A 14,245-nucleotide genomic window follows, 5' to 3' on the forward strand; every position below is an offset into this window, starting at 1 on the left:
GGAATACCATGCACAATGAAAGCTGTCCTAAAAGACAGGGGATAATAGTTTCAGGTGTTATTATCAGGAATAAGAGCAATGAATTCTGTTATTGAGTTTTTTTTGCATGATTACGATGATTTACCGTCAGCATTAGCCCGCGAACTCTTCCGACTCAGGAGAAAAACCTTTCGGGACCGACTCGACTGGAAAGTTGAATGCGTTGAAGATATGGAAAAGGATCGGTTTGACAACCCAAACACGACATACTTGCTGGGTATGTATGAGGGACAGTTGTTATGCGGCGCACGATTCATTAACTCGACGCATCCGACGATGATAAGCGAAATCTTTCACAATTATTTTGACGAAGCCATTATTTTCCCGGCAGATGTTCCCTGCTGTGAAATTAGCCGTTTATTTTTAGATAAAGAAACGCGAGACTCCGCAAGTCTGCAGGGCGTGCCCGCCAGTAAGGCATTGTTTCTTGCGATGAATATGTATTGCATAAAGCAAAAATACCATGGAATGTACGCAGTCGCCAGTCGCGGTATGTATGCCATATTTCGCCATGCGAACTGGAAAGTTGAAGTTATTCAACGCGGTGTTTCTGAAAAAGGGGAGGTTATTTACTATATTTATATGCCTGCCAGCATCAGCATTATTGAAGACATTATTAGCAAAGATAAATCCAGTCACTGGCTTCGCGAAATGCTGGAGCATTTACGCCACTTATAACCAGTGGCTGAGGCTCAGTCGTCCAGTAAACGTAGTTCTGTTCCAAGCTTTATTGCGTGTCTGGCATTATTCACACCGAGCTTTTTCATTACATTTCCCATATGGAACTTAACGGTGCGTTCAGCAATAGACAAAATAACAGAAATTTCTGCGTAGGTTTTCCCGGCGCTGACCCATTTAAGGATTTGTCGCTCACGTGGCGACAGAAAAACATTCTTTTTCTGTTGATGCTGGCTATACAGATTGAGTGTCTTCTGATGCAGTTGAACAAGGAAGCTTAGAAATTGTGGCCGATATTTTTCTATATCAATACCAGAATGCTTAGGACTGATGACGGATAAGACGACAAGATTATTCAGATAGTCATGCAGAGGAAAAGTCTGTCCCTGGTAGATATCATACTGGACGCTTTCGTTGAAAATGCGCGTCAGGTTATAACCATCCGACAGAATGACATCACTTTCCCAGAAAAAATCTTCAACACAGCGCAAAGCCCGAATGATAACAGGGTCAATGAACTGATATTTCCTGTCGAGGTAGATATCAAACCACTCGGGGCTGTTATTGATTATCCGCATCTGGGAAGGATCTTTCTTGTTCATAATGGCGTAGGCGAAGACGATCCCTTTGAAATCCTCAAAAAACGCGTCCAGCTCACTCTGAATTAGCGTATTGATCGCTATGTCGTTGTAATATGTATCCTTCACGTGAGTTGCTTGCCTCCTGTTCGAGTGGAGGAGCAAGTATAATATGCTTCGTTATCTGTAGCGAGTCGCATTTTAATCCAGCCAACAGATAAGACAGGCTACCTCAACTGGTAGCCTGATCAATGTGTGGCATTTCTAATGGTAAATACAGATGACTCGGCGAATTTTTGAAGATTTTGTCAAATCCCGAAATAGTTCACTAAATATAGTAGGCTGCAAAATTTAGGAGGTTTTCCGCTTTACATTTGAGTAGTGGACAAGCGTACCGACCCAGATTCAAAATCAGGATTTTAACCAGCAGTCTACATAATGCCTTTAAGAGCAATATGATAAAGCAGCATGATGGTTTTACCGTCGACAATCTTGCCTGTTTCAATGCCGCGTAATGCCTCTTCAAGCGTCATTTCCAGCACGTCGATATCTTCTCCCTCAGACTTGATCCCGCCGCCTGCGCCGGTTCTGTCTTTCGGCTGATACTCGGCAAGATAAAAATAGAGTTTTTCCGTGACGGAGCCCGGGCTCATATAGGCTTCAAAGATTTTCTGCACGCTCGAAACCTGAAACCCTGTCTCTTCTTCCGCTTCTGCTTTTATGCGGCTTTCGGGATCCATGTTGTCCAGCAGTCCCGCCGCGGCTTCGATTAAATCGTCCTCATGGCCGTTGATAAAGACGGGAAAGCGGAACTGGCGCGTCAGGATCACCGTTTTTTCCTCACGGTTGTAGAGAAGAATAGTCGCGCCGTTGCCACGGTCGTAGACCTCCCGTTGCTGTCTTTGCCATTCGCCGTCACGGCGCTGCAGGTCGAAGGTGTATTTTTTAAGGTTGTACCAGTTATCTGACAGGGTTTCACTGTCAATGATGCGCACATCTGCACGTTTTGATTGCACGTTTGTTCCTCCTTACGTAGAGTAATTATCATAAACAGCATTATCGTGCACTTTCAAGATAAAACATGCAACATCAGGAATTCATGATGCTCACCAGTCAGCGAAAAAAATTGATCCTCGAAAAGCTCGGCGCAGAAGGTCAGGTCCAGTCAAAAGCACTCAGCGTGCTCTTTGACGTTTCTGAAGACACCATTCGGCGTGATTTACGCGAGCTGGCGGCAGAAGGGCGTTTACAGCGGGTTCACGGCGGCGCGCTGCCGTCATCTTCTGCTATTGCTCCCTTTGCCGAACGGCAATCCGTGAAGATGGATGCAAAAAAGAGGGTCGCCCGGAAAGGGGCACAGCTGATTTCATCAGGGCAGGTGGTGATCGTTGACGGCGGCACGACAACTTCGGAGCTGATTACGTTTTTCCCTCCAGACCTGCGCATCACGGTGGTTACGCACAGCCCTAGCATCGCCCTGGGGCTCGTGGATCATCCGTCCATCGAGGTGATTCTGATCGGCGGTCGCTTGTATAAGCACTCCATTGTTGCGGTTGGCGCTGCAGCGATCGAAGGCATCGAAAATATTCATGCAGATCTTTTCTTTATGGGCGTGACCGGGATCCATCCTGAGGCGGGGCTGACAACCGGCGATTTCGAAGAAGCGTGCATCAAACGTGCATTTTCCGGCAGAGCTGCGGAGACGGTCGTCCTGGCTTCTCCGGAAAAGGTCAACACAGCGTCTTCGTTTGTGATTGGCGATGTGTCATCGGTGAACACCATCGTCGTTGAAGACAATACCGATCGGGACTGGATCCGCGCGGTATTGGAAAAAGGGGTCTCCGTCGTGTTGACCTCGGAGAGTGACTGAAAAAGCCTTGTGCTACACGCCCTCCGGCGCATGGCACACAGCCTCAATATTGTGGCCATCGGGCGAGATGACAAACGCGGCATAGTAATTTTCACCGTATGACCTCAGCCCCGGCCCGCCGTTATCACGTCCGCCGGCGCGCAGGGCGGCATGGTAAAATTCATCGACCTGCTGGCGCGTGTTGGCTACAAACGCCAGATGCAAAAGGGCAGGTTTTTCATTTGTCTGAAAAAGACAGAGCGAAACATCGCCTGAACTCATTTCGACACCGTAGTCTGGCGTGCCCTCATCGATGAGTTCTACACCAAGCGGCTTAAGCGCATGCAGGAAGAAGGTTTTACTTTTTTCATAATCACTGACGCCGAATTTCACATGATCGAACATGGTTCCTTCCTTTATGAGATGGAGAAATAACCAGTATAGAAGGAGAGTGGGGCGACCATACGAAATAACGTGTCAATGTGACAGTCATCAATTTATGCAGTCTTTTCCGATGCCGAAGCGGACAAATGGCATATTTAAAACGTCAGGGTTTGAGCTGGAAAAATAGACCAATCCGGTTCTGTTGTCCCTTGGGTTGTATTTTTTCAGCATTTCAAGCTCAATGCCGGTGCTCATAAATGTTTTTCCGTTTTTATCAAACAGGAAGAAACACATCTTATTATCTTTGCCCGGCTCAATACTTTTACCCGACGCGTTATCAAACGTAACCTTGTAGCTAACCATATATTTTGCTTCGCCCGTTGTACTGTCCCATTGGCTTCCCTGAGACTCTTTTTGAGCGAAAATGGTTATCCCGGTGAGCTTGTCGTCATGGCTCTCTTTCTTAGCGGCCTGAGCCGTCCCGGCGGCGGACAGCGCTAACGCAAGACAAATTCCTTTAGTCATGAGACTTCGCATTTTTCTTCCTCTTCATTTTTTACATTGATTCACTTAGCTATAACGCCGAACGCTTTCGTCCAACGAACGTCCAGCGCAGGTAGTCGTAAAGCCAGTTAAACAGCATCGTATAGGGCAGGAAAAACAGCACCAGGCCAATCTCAACAAAAAATGCCTCCGTCACGGTCAGGTTCAGCATAACCATTGCCACAGGGATTAAGGAGATGATAAGTCCCGTTTCAAAACCAACCGCATGGATTGCGCGAACGAGAAATGTGCGTTGAAACTGATGTTTTTTCTGCAGGGAATCAAAGAGCTTATTAAAAATAAAATTCCAGACCGTTGCGGTAAGTGCAGATATCACGGACAACGAACCTGACTGAAGTACCGACACGTTCATCAGCCAGGCGAGTGACAGCGCGATGATAACGTTGGCCGTCACTTCAAAAATGACAGCATGGAAAACTCTCTCTTTAAAACTTTTATTTAATTCAATTTCCATTTGCTTACGACAGCGTTTTCAAAAGCTGAAGTATATCAGACATTTTTCAACCCTTTCTAAACGTGCAGGTTATGTTAAATACAGCCCAGGCCCGCTAGTGTAGAACGCACGGCCTCGGTAAGAGGGGTCTGCGGTTCATGGCCTAAAAAGGCGATCAGTTTTGAATTATCCATCTCTATTGTCTGCTCCCAGAGATAGCGCATCTCCCGCATTTCACGCAGCGTGGTGTTAAACGGACTGATTGCAGAGACCAGCCACCATGGAAATGACTTCACCTTCGCCTTAATACCGGCATGCTCCGCGACGTGCTTAACGGCTGCGGTCATCGTTGTCCCATCAGGATCCCAGTGTCCACGCATATGGAAACAGGAAAACGGTTCGAGTTCATCCCGCCGCGCCAGCAGTGCCGCAACGGTTTCGGCGACATCCGGCAGATAAGCCCACTGATGTCCTGCGCCGGGTTGCCCGGGATTTTTAATAACCTTCGGTGGATGCCCTGATTTTACCAGTCCCTGTGAAAACCAGTTGTTGGCTGCGAGGGGACCAAAAAAGTCACCCGCCCGCAAAATGAGCACCTTTCCGCCACGCTGAGCATAGGTTGAGAGCGCCTTCTCCATTTGCACGCGTATGGCTCCTTTTCGGGTAACCGGATCCTGAGGGGAATCCTCGCGTAAGAGGGGAAAAGCATCCGGACCGTAGTTATAAATCGTGCCCGGCAGAACGATTAATGCACCGTTTCGCTCCGCTGCGTTGATGGTGTTATGCAGCATGGGTAAAACCAGCTGTTCCCAGTTTCGATAACCCGGCGGGTTAACGGCATGGACAATCACGCTGCAATCTGACGCCGCTGCCTCAACCCGTTCAGCATTCTGCGCATCGCCGCTTATCCAGGTCATGCTTTCGTTCCGATCGTCATGTTGAGGGGCGCTGCGGCGCAATGCCCGAACATCCCATTCGTCTCGGATCAATTTACGGGCAATTTCGCCACCGATTCCACCGGTTGCGCCCAGTATCAGTACCTTATTTGTGCTTTTCATCGTCTGGCCCTTATTGGATATCTGCTTGACATATTAAGGGCCGCACGAGCTAAATGTAATTGCATAATATAAGCCAACAGGTATGCATTTTTGTATGAAGCTAAATATCCCGTGGGAATGGTATCGCACCTTTTTGGCCGTGATGAAAGAAGGGTCTCTGTCAGGGGCCGCACGCAGGCTTGCCATTACCCAGCCAACCGCCGGACGACATATTGCCGCACTGGAATCAGCCCTGGGCCTTGTTTTATTCACCCGTTCGCAGACAGGATTGCAGGCCACGGATGCAGCCGTTGAGCTGAAGGGCCATGCGCAGGCGATGGAAAATACGGCCATGATGATTGAGCGGTCGGCTGCCAGTTTCAGATCCGGCGCAACCGGATTACGAGGCGTGGTGCGCGTCGCCGCCAGTGAAATCATCGGCACGGAGGTTCTGCCTCGCGTGATTGCACAGATAAAGGATGCATATCCGCAAATAACCGTTGAACTGGTTCTGTCTAATCGAGTTCAGGATTTACTGAATCGGGAGGCGGATATTGCCGTACGCATGGCCACGCCGGTGCAGGAACAACTGATTGCCCGGCGGATGGGAAGGGTTGAAATAGGTCTGCATGCCGCGCCAGCATATCTGTCACGACGTGGTGCTCCGGAAAATATTGATGAGTTATTCACCCATACGCTTGTCGGTTTCGATAATTTAACGCCCTTTATTTTACAGGCACTTAAACAATATCCACAGCTAAACCGCGATCTGTTTACCGTACGGACCGACAGTGATATTGCCCAATTAAACCTTATACGCGCAGGGGCCGGTATCGGTATGTGTCAGGTTCAACTGGCAGATTTTTCTCCGCCGTTGCAGAGGATAATGCCTGATTTCTTTGCGTTTCATCTGGACACCTGGCTGGTGATGCATGAGGATTTACGCCACAGTCAGGCGTGCAAAACGGTGTTTGATTTTCTTGCAGAGGGTTTACAGGCTTATATCAACAGGGCAAAACGGTAAGCCATGCACTGTGAGATGATCAGCGTGACGATAGCAGCACGTGAGAAGACACTATCAGAGGACATCAGCATCCAGGCCCAACGTGTCCATAAGATGCCAGATTTCTTCTGATTCCTTATTGGTGCGCATAATGTATATTATGTTAAATGAGATATGGACATCAGAGAATAAGCCATAAACCGTTCAGTCAAAACCCTCATAGCTGCCTTCCCTCTCACATCAATGCAGTAACCTTTGGATCCCTGCATCGGTTACTGAGGAAGTTATCTTTTATTCAGATAGTTATTGAAGAATGCCGTGATGTTATCGAACGGGATCTTATCCATACGATCATATAAATGAAGGTGTATACAGACTACCATCCCGTCATCAACATGCTCCATCAAATGACCAATTTCGTTGATGAGATGTCTGGCACCATGCTCCGTTAACAATACTAGTAACGGGTCGATACCCCTCTCTGACTTGGACCTTTAAGGAACATCTTTATGATTTGATCGCTGAGTTAACGCTGCTATTATCTAAGTCTTAATAAGCGCAGAATCTAGGTATCTCCAGTGCCGGCGTGAAGGCAGCGATCCGCGCAGGCGTCTACTCGAAACGTTTCCCCAGCGAATCATTACAAAAATCACTGCAACGTGAGCTGATGAGTGCCGTGAACAACGCATCGGCCTTTGTGGGCAGTTCACTCACGGGGACGATCCGCAATCCTCAAAACACCGTCCAGTCCGGGCGCTATGTAGTCGGTCTGTTGCAGTCATTTTCGCCTAACTAAACGCTGAGTATTCAAATGGTTAAAGTTTTTCACCGCCGCCTGCAACGCTGTAACGAGGTGGCTACCAGCATAAGCAATGCCTCCCCGACACAGCTGCAACAGCTAAAAACTGAGTTGGCTGACGAAATGGGCAAACCTGTAGGTCTACACACCATGGGTATTCCAGCGGCGATCAGTACCCTCGGGGTGATTGTCAGTTTCGCTATTCCTCAGCTGTGGCTGGGGTATGGCGTACTCGCCGGACTCGACCAGCCAGCGGAACACGTATTCGTCTGGGTTGTCCTGATCGCCCTTCTGTTCGCTGGCCTTAACGGCGTGACGATGTTTATGATTGGCAAAGGCAGCATGCGCGCCGTGCGGTTACACCTTACGCTGGCGGTGATAAGCCTGGTATTAACAGCAGCCTATATGCTGGTCGCGCTGAGCGGTAGCGCAGCTCCGGGCGTCAGTCTGACCGCGGCGCTAGTGAGTATCGGCATGCTACTGCTTAGCGGCAGCTGTATCCTTTCCACCGCCTTCTATAAGATGCTGCTGTTTACTCTGCATAATCGTGCCTGGCGCAAGCTTCTCAGCCAGACGCGTGCTAAAACAGCGCGCTAAGGGTTCATCCCGTAAAAAACCCGCCATCGCTGGCGGGTTTTTTTATGGCTTTTTATGCCTGCGCAGCCAGATTAACTTGTATGCCGCAGGAATAATAAACAGCGATAACAGCGGCGCCGTGATCATCCCGCCAATCATCGGCGCCGCTATCCGACTCATGACCTCTGACCCTGCCCCCGTTCCCCAAAGAATGGGCAGCAGGCCGACAATAATCACCGCGACAGTCATGGCCTTTGGCCGCACGCGCAGCACGGCGCCATGGTAAAGGGCGTCATCAAGCCCCTGTTCAGTGAACGTGTCCCGATGGGACAACGCCGGCTGAGCCTCAACGGCATGACGCAAATACATCAGCATGACTACGCCAAATTCTGCCGCCACCCCGGCCAGGGCGATAAAGCCGGTGCCGGTTGCCACAGACATATGGAAGCCCTGCCAGTAGAGGAACCATATTCCCCCGACCAGGGCGAACGGCAGGCTCATCAGGATCAGCAGCGCTTCATCCACGCGGCGGAACGCCAGATACAGCAGAATGAAGATGATCATCACCGTCATCGGCACCATCAGCTTCAGTTTCTTGTTGGCGTGTTCGAGCAGCTCAAACTGCCCGGAGAATGACACGCTGGTACCCGGCCTCAGCTTTACGTTCTGACTGATGGCCGTCTTAATGTCGTTCACCACCGACACCATATCCCTGCCGCGGGCATCAATATAAATCCAGCTCGCAGGCCGGGCATTCTCCGTTTTCAGCATCGTGGGGCCGGAAACCACGTTGATATCCGCCACATCGCCCAGCGTGATCTGCTGTTTCATCGGCGTCAGGATCGGCATTTGCTTCAAGGCGTTCGGGCTGTTCCGGTAGTCCTGCGGATAGCGGATATTAATCGGGTACCGGGCGACGCCTTCCACCGTTTCACCCACCGTCGCCCCGCCGATGGCCGAGGAGACGAACAGCTGCACATCGCCCACCGTCATCCCGTAGCGCGAGGCTTTTTCCCGGTTGATATCGACGTCAATGTAGCGCCCGCCCTCCAGACGTTCAGCCAGGGCTGACACCACGCCCGGCACCGTTTTGGCTACCGCCTCGATGCTCTGCGCCGTGGCGTCGATATCCGACAGAACGGTACCCGACACCTTGATGCCGATGGGGCTTTTGATCCCGGTCGAAAGCATATCGATGCGGTTACGAATAGGCGGAACCCAGAGGTTCGCCAGGCCGGGCAAACGAACGGTCTTGTCGAGCTCGTCAACGATCTTGTCAATCGTCATGCCGGGACGCCACTGATCCTCAGGTTTGAGCTGGATGGTGGTTTCCACCATTTCGAGCGGCGCGGAATCCGTTGCGGTCTCAGCCTTACCCGTCTTACCAAAAACGGAGGCCACTTCTGGCACGGTTTTGATTAACTTGTCCGTGGTCTGCAACAGTGCGGCCGCTTCTGCCGGAGAAACGCCCGGCAACGTTGACGGCATATACAGCAGATCGCCTTCGTTGATCTTCGGCAGGAACTCGCCGCCCACCTGGCTGAGCGGCCAGATCACCGTGAAGATGGACAAGGCCGCAACCAGCAGGGTTGTTTTTGGCCAGCGGAGTACCTTAATCAGTAACGGATGGTAGGCTTTAATCAGCAGCCTGTTCAATGGGTTACTGGTCTCAGCGGGAATTTTACCCCGGATCCAGAACCCCATCAGGATGGGGATAACGACGATGGCCAGCGCGGCCGCGCCCGCCATGGAGTACGTTTTCGTAAAGGCCAGAGGACCAAACAGCCGCCCTTCCTGCCCCTCAAGAGTAAAGATGGGAATGAAGGACAGGGTGATAATCAGCAGGCTGATAAACAGCGCGGGGCCAACCTCGACAGAGGCGTTGGTGATCACCTTCCAGCGGGTGGCGTTATCAATCTGCTCTCCCGGATGCTGGTGATCCCACTCCTCCAGCCGTTTGTGCGCGTTTTCAATCATGACGATGGCGGCATCCACCATCGCGCCAACGGCAATGGCAATGCCGCCCAGCGACATAATGTTGGCGTTCAGCCCCTGGAAATGCATGACGATAAAGGCAATACACAGGCCAAGCGGCAGAGAGATAATCGCGACCAGCGCAGAGCGGACGTGCCACAGGAACAGTGCGCAGACGATGGCCACCACGATAAACTCTTCGAGCAGTTTGGAACTCAGATTGTCGATTGCCCGATCGATGAGCTGGCTGCGATCGTAGGTGGTCACAATCTCAACGCCTTCCGGCAGGCTGGCCTTCAGCGTCTCCAGCTTATCTTTCACCGCCGTGATGACTTCACGCGCATTTTTACCTGAACGCAGGATCACCACGCCACCCGCAACTTCCCCCTGCCCGTTTAATTCGGCAATGCCGCGGCGCATTTCCGGCCCCGTTTGTACGCGGGCGACATCGCGAAGATAAATCGGTACCCCGTTCTCTCCGGCTTTCAGGACAATGTTATTGAAATCATCCATCGTCTGCAGATAGCCGCTGGCCCGGACCATATACTCCGCTTCCGCCATTTCAACTGACGATCCCCCCGCCTCCTGGTTAGACGACTCAAGTGCCTGCTTAACCTCCGGCAGGCTAATGCCGTACTGAGCCAGTTTTAATGGATTGACCTGGATCTGATACTGCTTTACCACGCCGCCGACGGAGGCCACTTCAGCCACGTTCGGGATGGTTTTCAATTCAAATTTCAGGAACCAGTCCTGCAGCGAGCGCAACTCTGCGAGATCGTGTTTTCCGCTGCGATCCACCAGCGCATACTCAAATATCCAGCCCACGCCGGTGGCATCAGGACCGATTTCAGAGCTCACGCCGGCAGGCAGCTTGCCCTGAACCTGGTTCAGATACTCCAGCACGCGCGAACGGGCCCAGTACAAATCGGTGCCGTCTTCAAAAATGACGTACACGTACGAATCGCCAAACTGCGAAAAACCGCGCACGGTCTTTGCGCCGGGAACCGACAGCATGGTGGTAGTCAGTGGATAGGTGACCTGATTTTCAACAATCTGCGGGGCCTGGCCGGGGTAGCTGGTTTTGATAATCACCTGCACGTCAGAGAGGTCGGGCAAAGCATCAACCGGGGTGTTGATGATAGTCCACGTCCCCCAGACGCTGAGGAACAGCGCCCCCATCATGACCAGGAAACGGTTGGCGACCGACCGCCGGATAATCCATTCAATCATCATCGTCTCCTTAATGGCCAGAATGCGCGTCGTCAGCGGCTTCAGCGTGTCGCATGCGCTCCAGCGCGCCGGTAATATTGGCCTCCGAGTCAATCAGGAACAGACCGCTGACCACTACCGACTCCCCCTCTTCCAGTCCGCTACCAATGCCGGACTGCTGCTGAGATTCATGCAGAACGTGGATCCTTTTAGGTACAAAATTCCCGTCCGCATCGACGGTAATCACGCGCTGTTCTTTACCGGTATCGATAACGGCCTGGGAAGGGATCAGCAGTATTTCCTGGCTTTGAGTATTCAGCTTCAGGTAGGCATTCATGCCCGGTTTAAGCAGCTCATCCTTGTTATCGACCTGCAGGCGCACCTGCAGCGTACGGGTGGTTGGATCCACGCTCGGCAGAAGACTCCATTTATCAACCGGGAAGGATTTATCCGGATAAGCCGGTATCGAAACCGCAAACTGCGAGGTCTCTTTCAGCAGATAAGCAATGGATTCAGGCACTGCCGCGCCGATCCAGACCGGATCCATCCCCTGAATTTGCGCCACCACCTTATCTTTGGAAATATTCATGCCGGTACGCAGATCAAAGGCCGTGATCGCTCCGTCGATCGGCGCCCTGATGGTAAACCGGGTCTGAATAGTGCGGGTCGCACGCAGCCTCTGAATATCCTCATCCGGCATACCCGCCAGCCGAAGCCGTTCCAGAACCCCTTTGATTTGCGTCGGCGTTCCGCCGGTACCGGATAACAGCAGAAACTCGCTCTGCGCTTCTACCCAGTCAGGAATGGTTATATCAACGAGCGGCGTGCCTTTCTTCACCTTATCGCCCGTCGTCAGCGGGTACACTTTTTCCACAAAGCCCTCCGCGCGCGCCTGCACAATGACAAACTGATAGTCGTTATAGCTGACGTTGGCCGGGATCGTCTGGGCATAATTCAGCGTTCCGCGCGTCACCTTTTGCGTTTTTAATCCCAGGTTCTGAACCTGCGTCGGATCAATACGGATACCGGCACTGCTTTTATTGGCGTTTTCATCCGCATATTTCGGTACCAGATCCATATCCATAAACGGCGATTTGCCGGGCTTATCGAATTTAACGTCTGGCTTCATTGGGTCATACCAGAAAAGCACCTTTCTTTCTGGTGCGCTATTTTCTGTTTTTTCAAATGAATGAAGCGCCTGCCATGCCGTCACCGATATCAGCCCTCCCGCAATAAGGCTGCTGGCTATCACGGCGGCATATTTTATTTTTACTGAGGCCATGCCGCGTCTCGCTATTTAATGCTCTTGAGTAAAGAGAGATTGCCCTGCTGAACAAACGAGAAATTCACGTGGTTACCGATTTTTAAGGCATTAATACTCTCGTCAGCCTGAATAAAGGTAAAACGCATGGTCATCGCGGGCCAGCCAATTTCCGGGATCGCTTCATGGGAAATCGTGACTTTTTTATTCGTGAGATCAATGTCCTTCACGATGCCGGTTCCCGTGATGAACTGCTCTGAGGTCCCTTCGCTGGCAGCACTCATCATCTCGTGCTGATGAACTTCAGCCTGGAGGCCGGCAGAAAACACAATGGAGATCGCACCAAATACAACGGCCTTAAGTGAATTGCGCATGGTTATTTTCCTGTTTAATTAAATAACGTTATTCGACCCAACCGCCGCCGAGCGCGGTGAAGAGATTAATTTCATTAACCTGCCGAGCATAAATAAGGTCGAGAATATTTTGCTGAGTGGAGAAAAGAGAACGTTCCGCGTCAAGCACTTCGATATAGCTGACAGCGCCGCTGGAATATAACCCTCTGGCCCGCTGCTGGGTGATGCGTAGCGAATCAAGATACCGCTGCTGCGCAGCAAGCTGCTGGTTAATGCTGTCTCGCAGCGCGAGCGCGTCGGCAACCTGTTTGAAGGCGGACTGAATTTTTTGTTCGTAATTCACAACCGACTGCTGCTGGCGAATTTCGGCCAGCTTAAGGTTGGCCTTATTTCTGCCCGCATTAAAAATGGGAATTTCAATTTTAGGAATAAAATTCCACATCCCGTTCCCGGACGTAAAGAGGCTGGACAACTCCGTGCTGCCCGTTGAAAGCCCGCTGGTCAGGGAAATAGACGGGAAAAAGGCGGCGCGCGCCGCACCGATATTCGCATCGGCCGCTTTAAGCTGATACTCCGCTTCCATAATATCCGGGCGCTGCAGCAGTATCTCGGAGGAAAGATGGGGAGGCAGTTTTACCGGCGCAACGTCGCTGGCGTTCATGCCGCCGTCACCCGGCAGCGCGCGATACGTGCCGAGGACCAGCTGCAGGGCGTTATTGGCCTGCGCCAGCTCCCCCTCTCTTTTGGCAATCTCTGCCTGCGTGTTTTCGATCTGTCCCCGGGCCTGTTCCAGCGCCAGGACGTTCGTACTGCCCGTCACCAGCTGCTGCTCAACGAACGCATAAGACTGCCGGTAATTGTTCAGCGTATCCTGCGCGATACGCAGCTGTTTATACGCCAGCTGCTGGTTGAAATAGCTCTGGGAAACGTTAGAGACGAGCAGGATATGCACCGCGCGACGGGCCTCTTCGCTGGCGAAAAAGTTTTGTCGGTCGGCCTCGCTCATGTTCTTCAGCTTGCCGAAGAAATCGAGTTCATAGCTAAGCGCAAGGCCCGCGTCGTACGGCTGTGCGGTGGGTTTGTCACTTTTCAGCCCGCCGCTGTACGTGATGCCCGAGGAGGCATTCAGCTGAGGGTAGCGATCCGCATCCGTCACGTTGAACTGCGCCCGGGCCTCTTCGACCTTCAGGGCGGCCATTTTCAGATCGCGATTGTTCTTCAGGGCCTCCGTAATCAGCCCGGCAACCTGAGGGTCGACGAAAAAGTTGCGCCAGCCGGTATCCTGATACCCTGCCGCCGCGGGCGTCAGGCCGTTACGGGAGAGCGAAAACTGCCGGGGGACAGGTGCCTCCGGCCGCTGGTACTCCGGGGCCAGCGAGACGCAGCCTGCCAGAATAAATACCGTACTGATGCTTAGTCGTTTTAACAGGAACATAACGGTTCAAATAAAGTCCAGAGTAGTTTTAGGGCTACTCTACGCAACGCATCCTGTTTGACGGGTGACAGGA

General features: G+C 51.7%; 14 protein-coding genes and 2 pseudogenes. 5 read left to right on the forward strand and 11 right to left on the reverse strand.

The window, feature by feature from the left end; translation table 11 throughout:
• Positions 1 to 78 precede the first annotated feature (78 nt).
• Positions 79 to 717 carry an acyl-homoserine-lactone synthase gene (locus tag EnteroDNA1_RS03180; protein ID WP_064672508.1) on the forward strand — a complete coding sequence of 213 codons (639 nt, stop codon included), beginning with the start codon at positions 79 to 81 and terminating at the stop codon, positions 715 to 717.
• 14 nt (positions 718 to 731) lie between these two features.
• Here the strand turns inward: EnteroDNA1_RS03180 and EnteroDNA1_RS03185 are convergent, their stop codons facing one another.
• Complete coding sequence (locus EnteroDNA1_RS03185; protein ID WP_023311808.1) at positions 732 to 1,424, reverse strand: helix-turn-helix transcriptional regulator; 693 nt, start codon at positions 1,422 to 1,424, stop codon at positions 732 to 734.
• Between the two features lie 302 nt (positions 1,425 to 1,726).
• Entirely contained in the window at positions 1,727 to 2,311 is a 585-nt protein-coding gene (locus EnteroDNA1_RS03190; protein WP_064672509.1) for an NUDIX domain-containing protein, read from the reverse strand.
• An 86-nt stretch (positions 2,312 to 2,397) separates the two neighbouring features.
• Between EnteroDNA1_RS03190 and EnteroDNA1_RS03195 the strand changes: the two genes are divergently transcribed.
• The gene (locus tag EnteroDNA1_RS03195; protein WP_069302831.1) at positions 2,398 to 3,165 is read left to right on the forward strand and encodes a DeoR/GlpR family DNA-binding transcription regulator; all 768 of its coding nucleotides are present in this window, start codon (positions 2,398 to 2,400) and stop codon (positions 3,163 to 3,165) included.
• A 12-nt stretch (positions 3,166 to 3,177) separates the two neighbouring features.
• On the opposite strand, the gene EnteroDNA1_RS03200 is transcribed toward EnteroDNA1_RS03195, so the two are convergent.
• The 4 genes from EnteroDNA1_RS03200 to EnteroDNA1_RS03215 form a co-directional block, all read right to left on the reverse strand.
• Entirely contained in the window at positions 3,178 to 3,549 is a 372-nt protein-coding gene (locus tag EnteroDNA1_RS03200) for a VOC family protein (protein WP_033145561.1), read from the reverse strand.
• Between the two features lie 87 nt (positions 3,550 to 3,636).
• On the reverse strand, positions 3,637 to 4,053 hold the full coding sequence (locus tag EnteroDNA1_RS03205; RefSeq protein WP_231926987.1) for a DUF4354 family protein: 417 nt from the start codon (positions 4,051 to 4,053) through the stop codon (positions 3,637 to 3,639).
• Between the two features lie 49 nt (positions 4,054 to 4,102).
• Positions 4,103 to 4,546: a PACE efflux transporter gene (locus EnteroDNA1_RS03210; RefSeq protein ID WP_033145563.1), complete on the reverse strand. Its 444-nt coding sequence runs from the start codon at positions 4,544 to 4,546 to the stop codon at positions 4,103 to 4,105.
• Between the two features lie 74 nt (positions 4,547 to 4,620).
• The gene (locus EnteroDNA1_RS03215; RefSeq protein WP_069302833.1) at positions 4,621 to 5,583 is read right to left on the reverse strand and encodes an NAD-dependent epimerase/dehydratase family protein; all 963 of its coding nucleotides are present in this window, start codon (positions 5,581 to 5,583) and stop codon (positions 4,621 to 4,623) included.
• A gap of 94 nt (positions 5,584 to 5,677) precedes the next feature.
• Here EnteroDNA1_RS03215 and EnteroDNA1_RS03220 point away from each other — a divergent pair, with 94 nt between their 5' ends.
• Positions 5,678 to 6,586 carry a LysR family transcriptional regulator gene (locus tag EnteroDNA1_RS03220; RefSeq protein ID WP_069302834.1) on the forward strand — a complete coding sequence of 303 codons (909 nt, stop codon included), beginning with the start codon at positions 5,678 to 5,680 and terminating at the stop codon, positions 6,584 to 6,586.
• A 263-nt stretch (positions 6,587 to 6,849) separates the two neighbouring features.
• Here the strand turns inward: EnteroDNA1_RS03220 and EnteroDNA1_RS22430 are convergent.
• Positions 6,850 to 6,933, reverse strand: a pseudogene (locus tag EnteroDNA1_RS22430) (alpha/beta hydrolase); the annotation flags it as partial.
• Positions 6,934 to 7,121: 188 nt separating this feature from the next.
• Here EnteroDNA1_RS22430 and EnteroDNA1_RS22505 point away from each other — a divergent pair.
• Positions 7,122 to 7,361, forward strand: a pseudogene (locus EnteroDNA1_RS22505) (hypothetical protein); the annotation flags it as partial.
• A 15-nt stretch (positions 7,362 to 7,376) separates the two neighbouring features.
• Positions 7,377 to 7,961, forward strand: a complete 585-nt coding sequence (locus EnteroDNA1_RS03225; RefSeq protein WP_069302835.1) for a hypothetical protein — start codon at positions 7,377 to 7,379, stop codon at positions 7,959 to 7,961.
• A 42-nt stretch (positions 7,962 to 8,003) separates the two neighbouring features.
• On the opposite strand, the gene silA is transcribed toward EnteroDNA1_RS03225, so the two are convergent.
• The 4 genes from silA to EnteroDNA1_RS03245 are packed head-to-tail and all read right to left on the reverse strand — an operon-like array spanning position 8,004 to position 14,172.
• Positions 8,004 to 11,144 carry a Cu(+)/Ag(+) efflux RND transporter permease subunit SilA gene (gene silA, locus EnteroDNA1_RS03230; RefSeq protein WP_069302836.1) on the reverse strand — a complete coding sequence of 1,047 codons (3,141 nt, stop codon included), beginning with the start codon at positions 11,142 to 11,144 and terminating at the stop codon, positions 8,004 to 8,006.
• Positions 11,145 to 11,154: 10 nt separating this feature from the next.
• Positions 11,155 to 12,405, reverse strand: a complete 1,251-nt coding sequence (locus EnteroDNA1_RS03235; protein WP_069302837.1) for an efflux RND transporter periplasmic adaptor subunit — start codon at positions 12,403 to 12,405, stop codon at positions 11,155 to 11,157.
• Between the two features lie 11 nt (positions 12,406 to 12,416).
• Positions 12,417 to 12,758, reverse strand: a complete 342-nt coding sequence (gene cusF / locus EnteroDNA1_RS03240) for a cation efflux system protein CusF (protein WP_069302838.1) — start codon at positions 12,756 to 12,758, stop codon at positions 12,417 to 12,419.
• A 28-nt stretch (positions 12,759 to 12,786) separates the two neighbouring features.
• Positions 12,787 to 14,172: an efflux transporter outer membrane subunit gene (locus EnteroDNA1_RS03245; RefSeq protein WP_069302839.1), complete on the reverse strand. Its 1,386-nt coding sequence runs from the start codon at positions 14,170 to 14,172 to the stop codon at positions 12,787 to 12,789.
• Positions 14,173 to 14,245 lie beyond the last annotated feature (73 nt).

This window comes from Enterobacter sp. HK169, assembly GCF_001719105.1.
Taxonomy (GTDB): domain Bacteria; phylum Pseudomonadota; class Gammaproteobacteria; order Enterobacterales; family Enterobacteriaceae; genus Enterobacter; species Enterobacter asburiae_B.

Excerpts from the sequence above, each read along its gene's own strand:
- EnteroDNA1_RS03180 (WP_064672508.1), top strand. The coding sequence starts at position 79 with ATGAATTCTGTTATTGAGTTTTTTTTGCATGATTACGATGATTTACCG.
- EnteroDNA1_RS03195 (WP_069302831.1), top strand. The coding sequence starts at position 2,398 with ATGCTCACCAGTCAGCGAAAAAAATTGATCCTCGAAAAGCTCGGCGCA.
- EnteroDNA1_RS03200 (WP_033145561.1), bottom strand. The coding sequence starts at position 3,549 with ATGTTCGATCATGTGAAATTCGGCGTCAGTGATTATGAAAAAAGTAAA.
- EnteroDNA1_RS03205 (WP_231926987.1), bottom strand. The coding sequence starts at position 4,053 with ATGACTAAAGGAATTTGTCTTGCGTTAGCGCTGTCCGCCGCCGGGACG.
- EnteroDNA1_RS03210 (WP_033145563.1), bottom strand. The coding sequence starts at position 4,546 with ATGGAAATTGAATTAAATAAAAGTTTTAAAGAGAGAGTTTTCCATGCT.
- EnteroDNA1_RS03215 (WP_069302833.1), bottom strand. The coding sequence starts at position 5,583 with ATGAAAAGCACAAATAAGGTACTGATACTGGGCGCAACCGGTGGAATC.
- EnteroDNA1_RS03220 (WP_069302834.1), top strand. The coding sequence starts at position 5,678 with ATGAAGCTAAATATCCCGTGGGAATGGTATCGCACCTTTTTGGCCGTG.
- EnteroDNA1_RS03225 (WP_069302835.1), top strand. The coding sequence starts at position 7,377 with ATGGTTAAAGTTTTTCACCGCCGCCTGCAACGCTGTAACGAGGTGGCT.
- silA (WP_069302836.1), bottom strand. The coding sequence starts at position 11,144 with ATGATTGAATGGATTATCCGGCGGTCGGTCGCCAACCGTTTCCTGGTC.
- EnteroDNA1_RS03235 (WP_069302837.1), bottom strand. The coding sequence starts at position 12,405 with ATGGCCTCAGTAAAAATAAAATATGCCGCCGTGATAGCCAGCAGCCTT.
- cusF (WP_069302838.1), bottom strand. The coding sequence starts at position 12,758 with ATGCGCAATTCACTTAAGGCCGTTGTATTTGGTGCGATCTCCATTGTG.
- EnteroDNA1_RS03245 (WP_069302839.1), bottom strand. The coding sequence starts at position 14,172 with ATGTTCCTGTTAAAACGACTAAGCATCAGTACGGTATTTATTCTGGCA.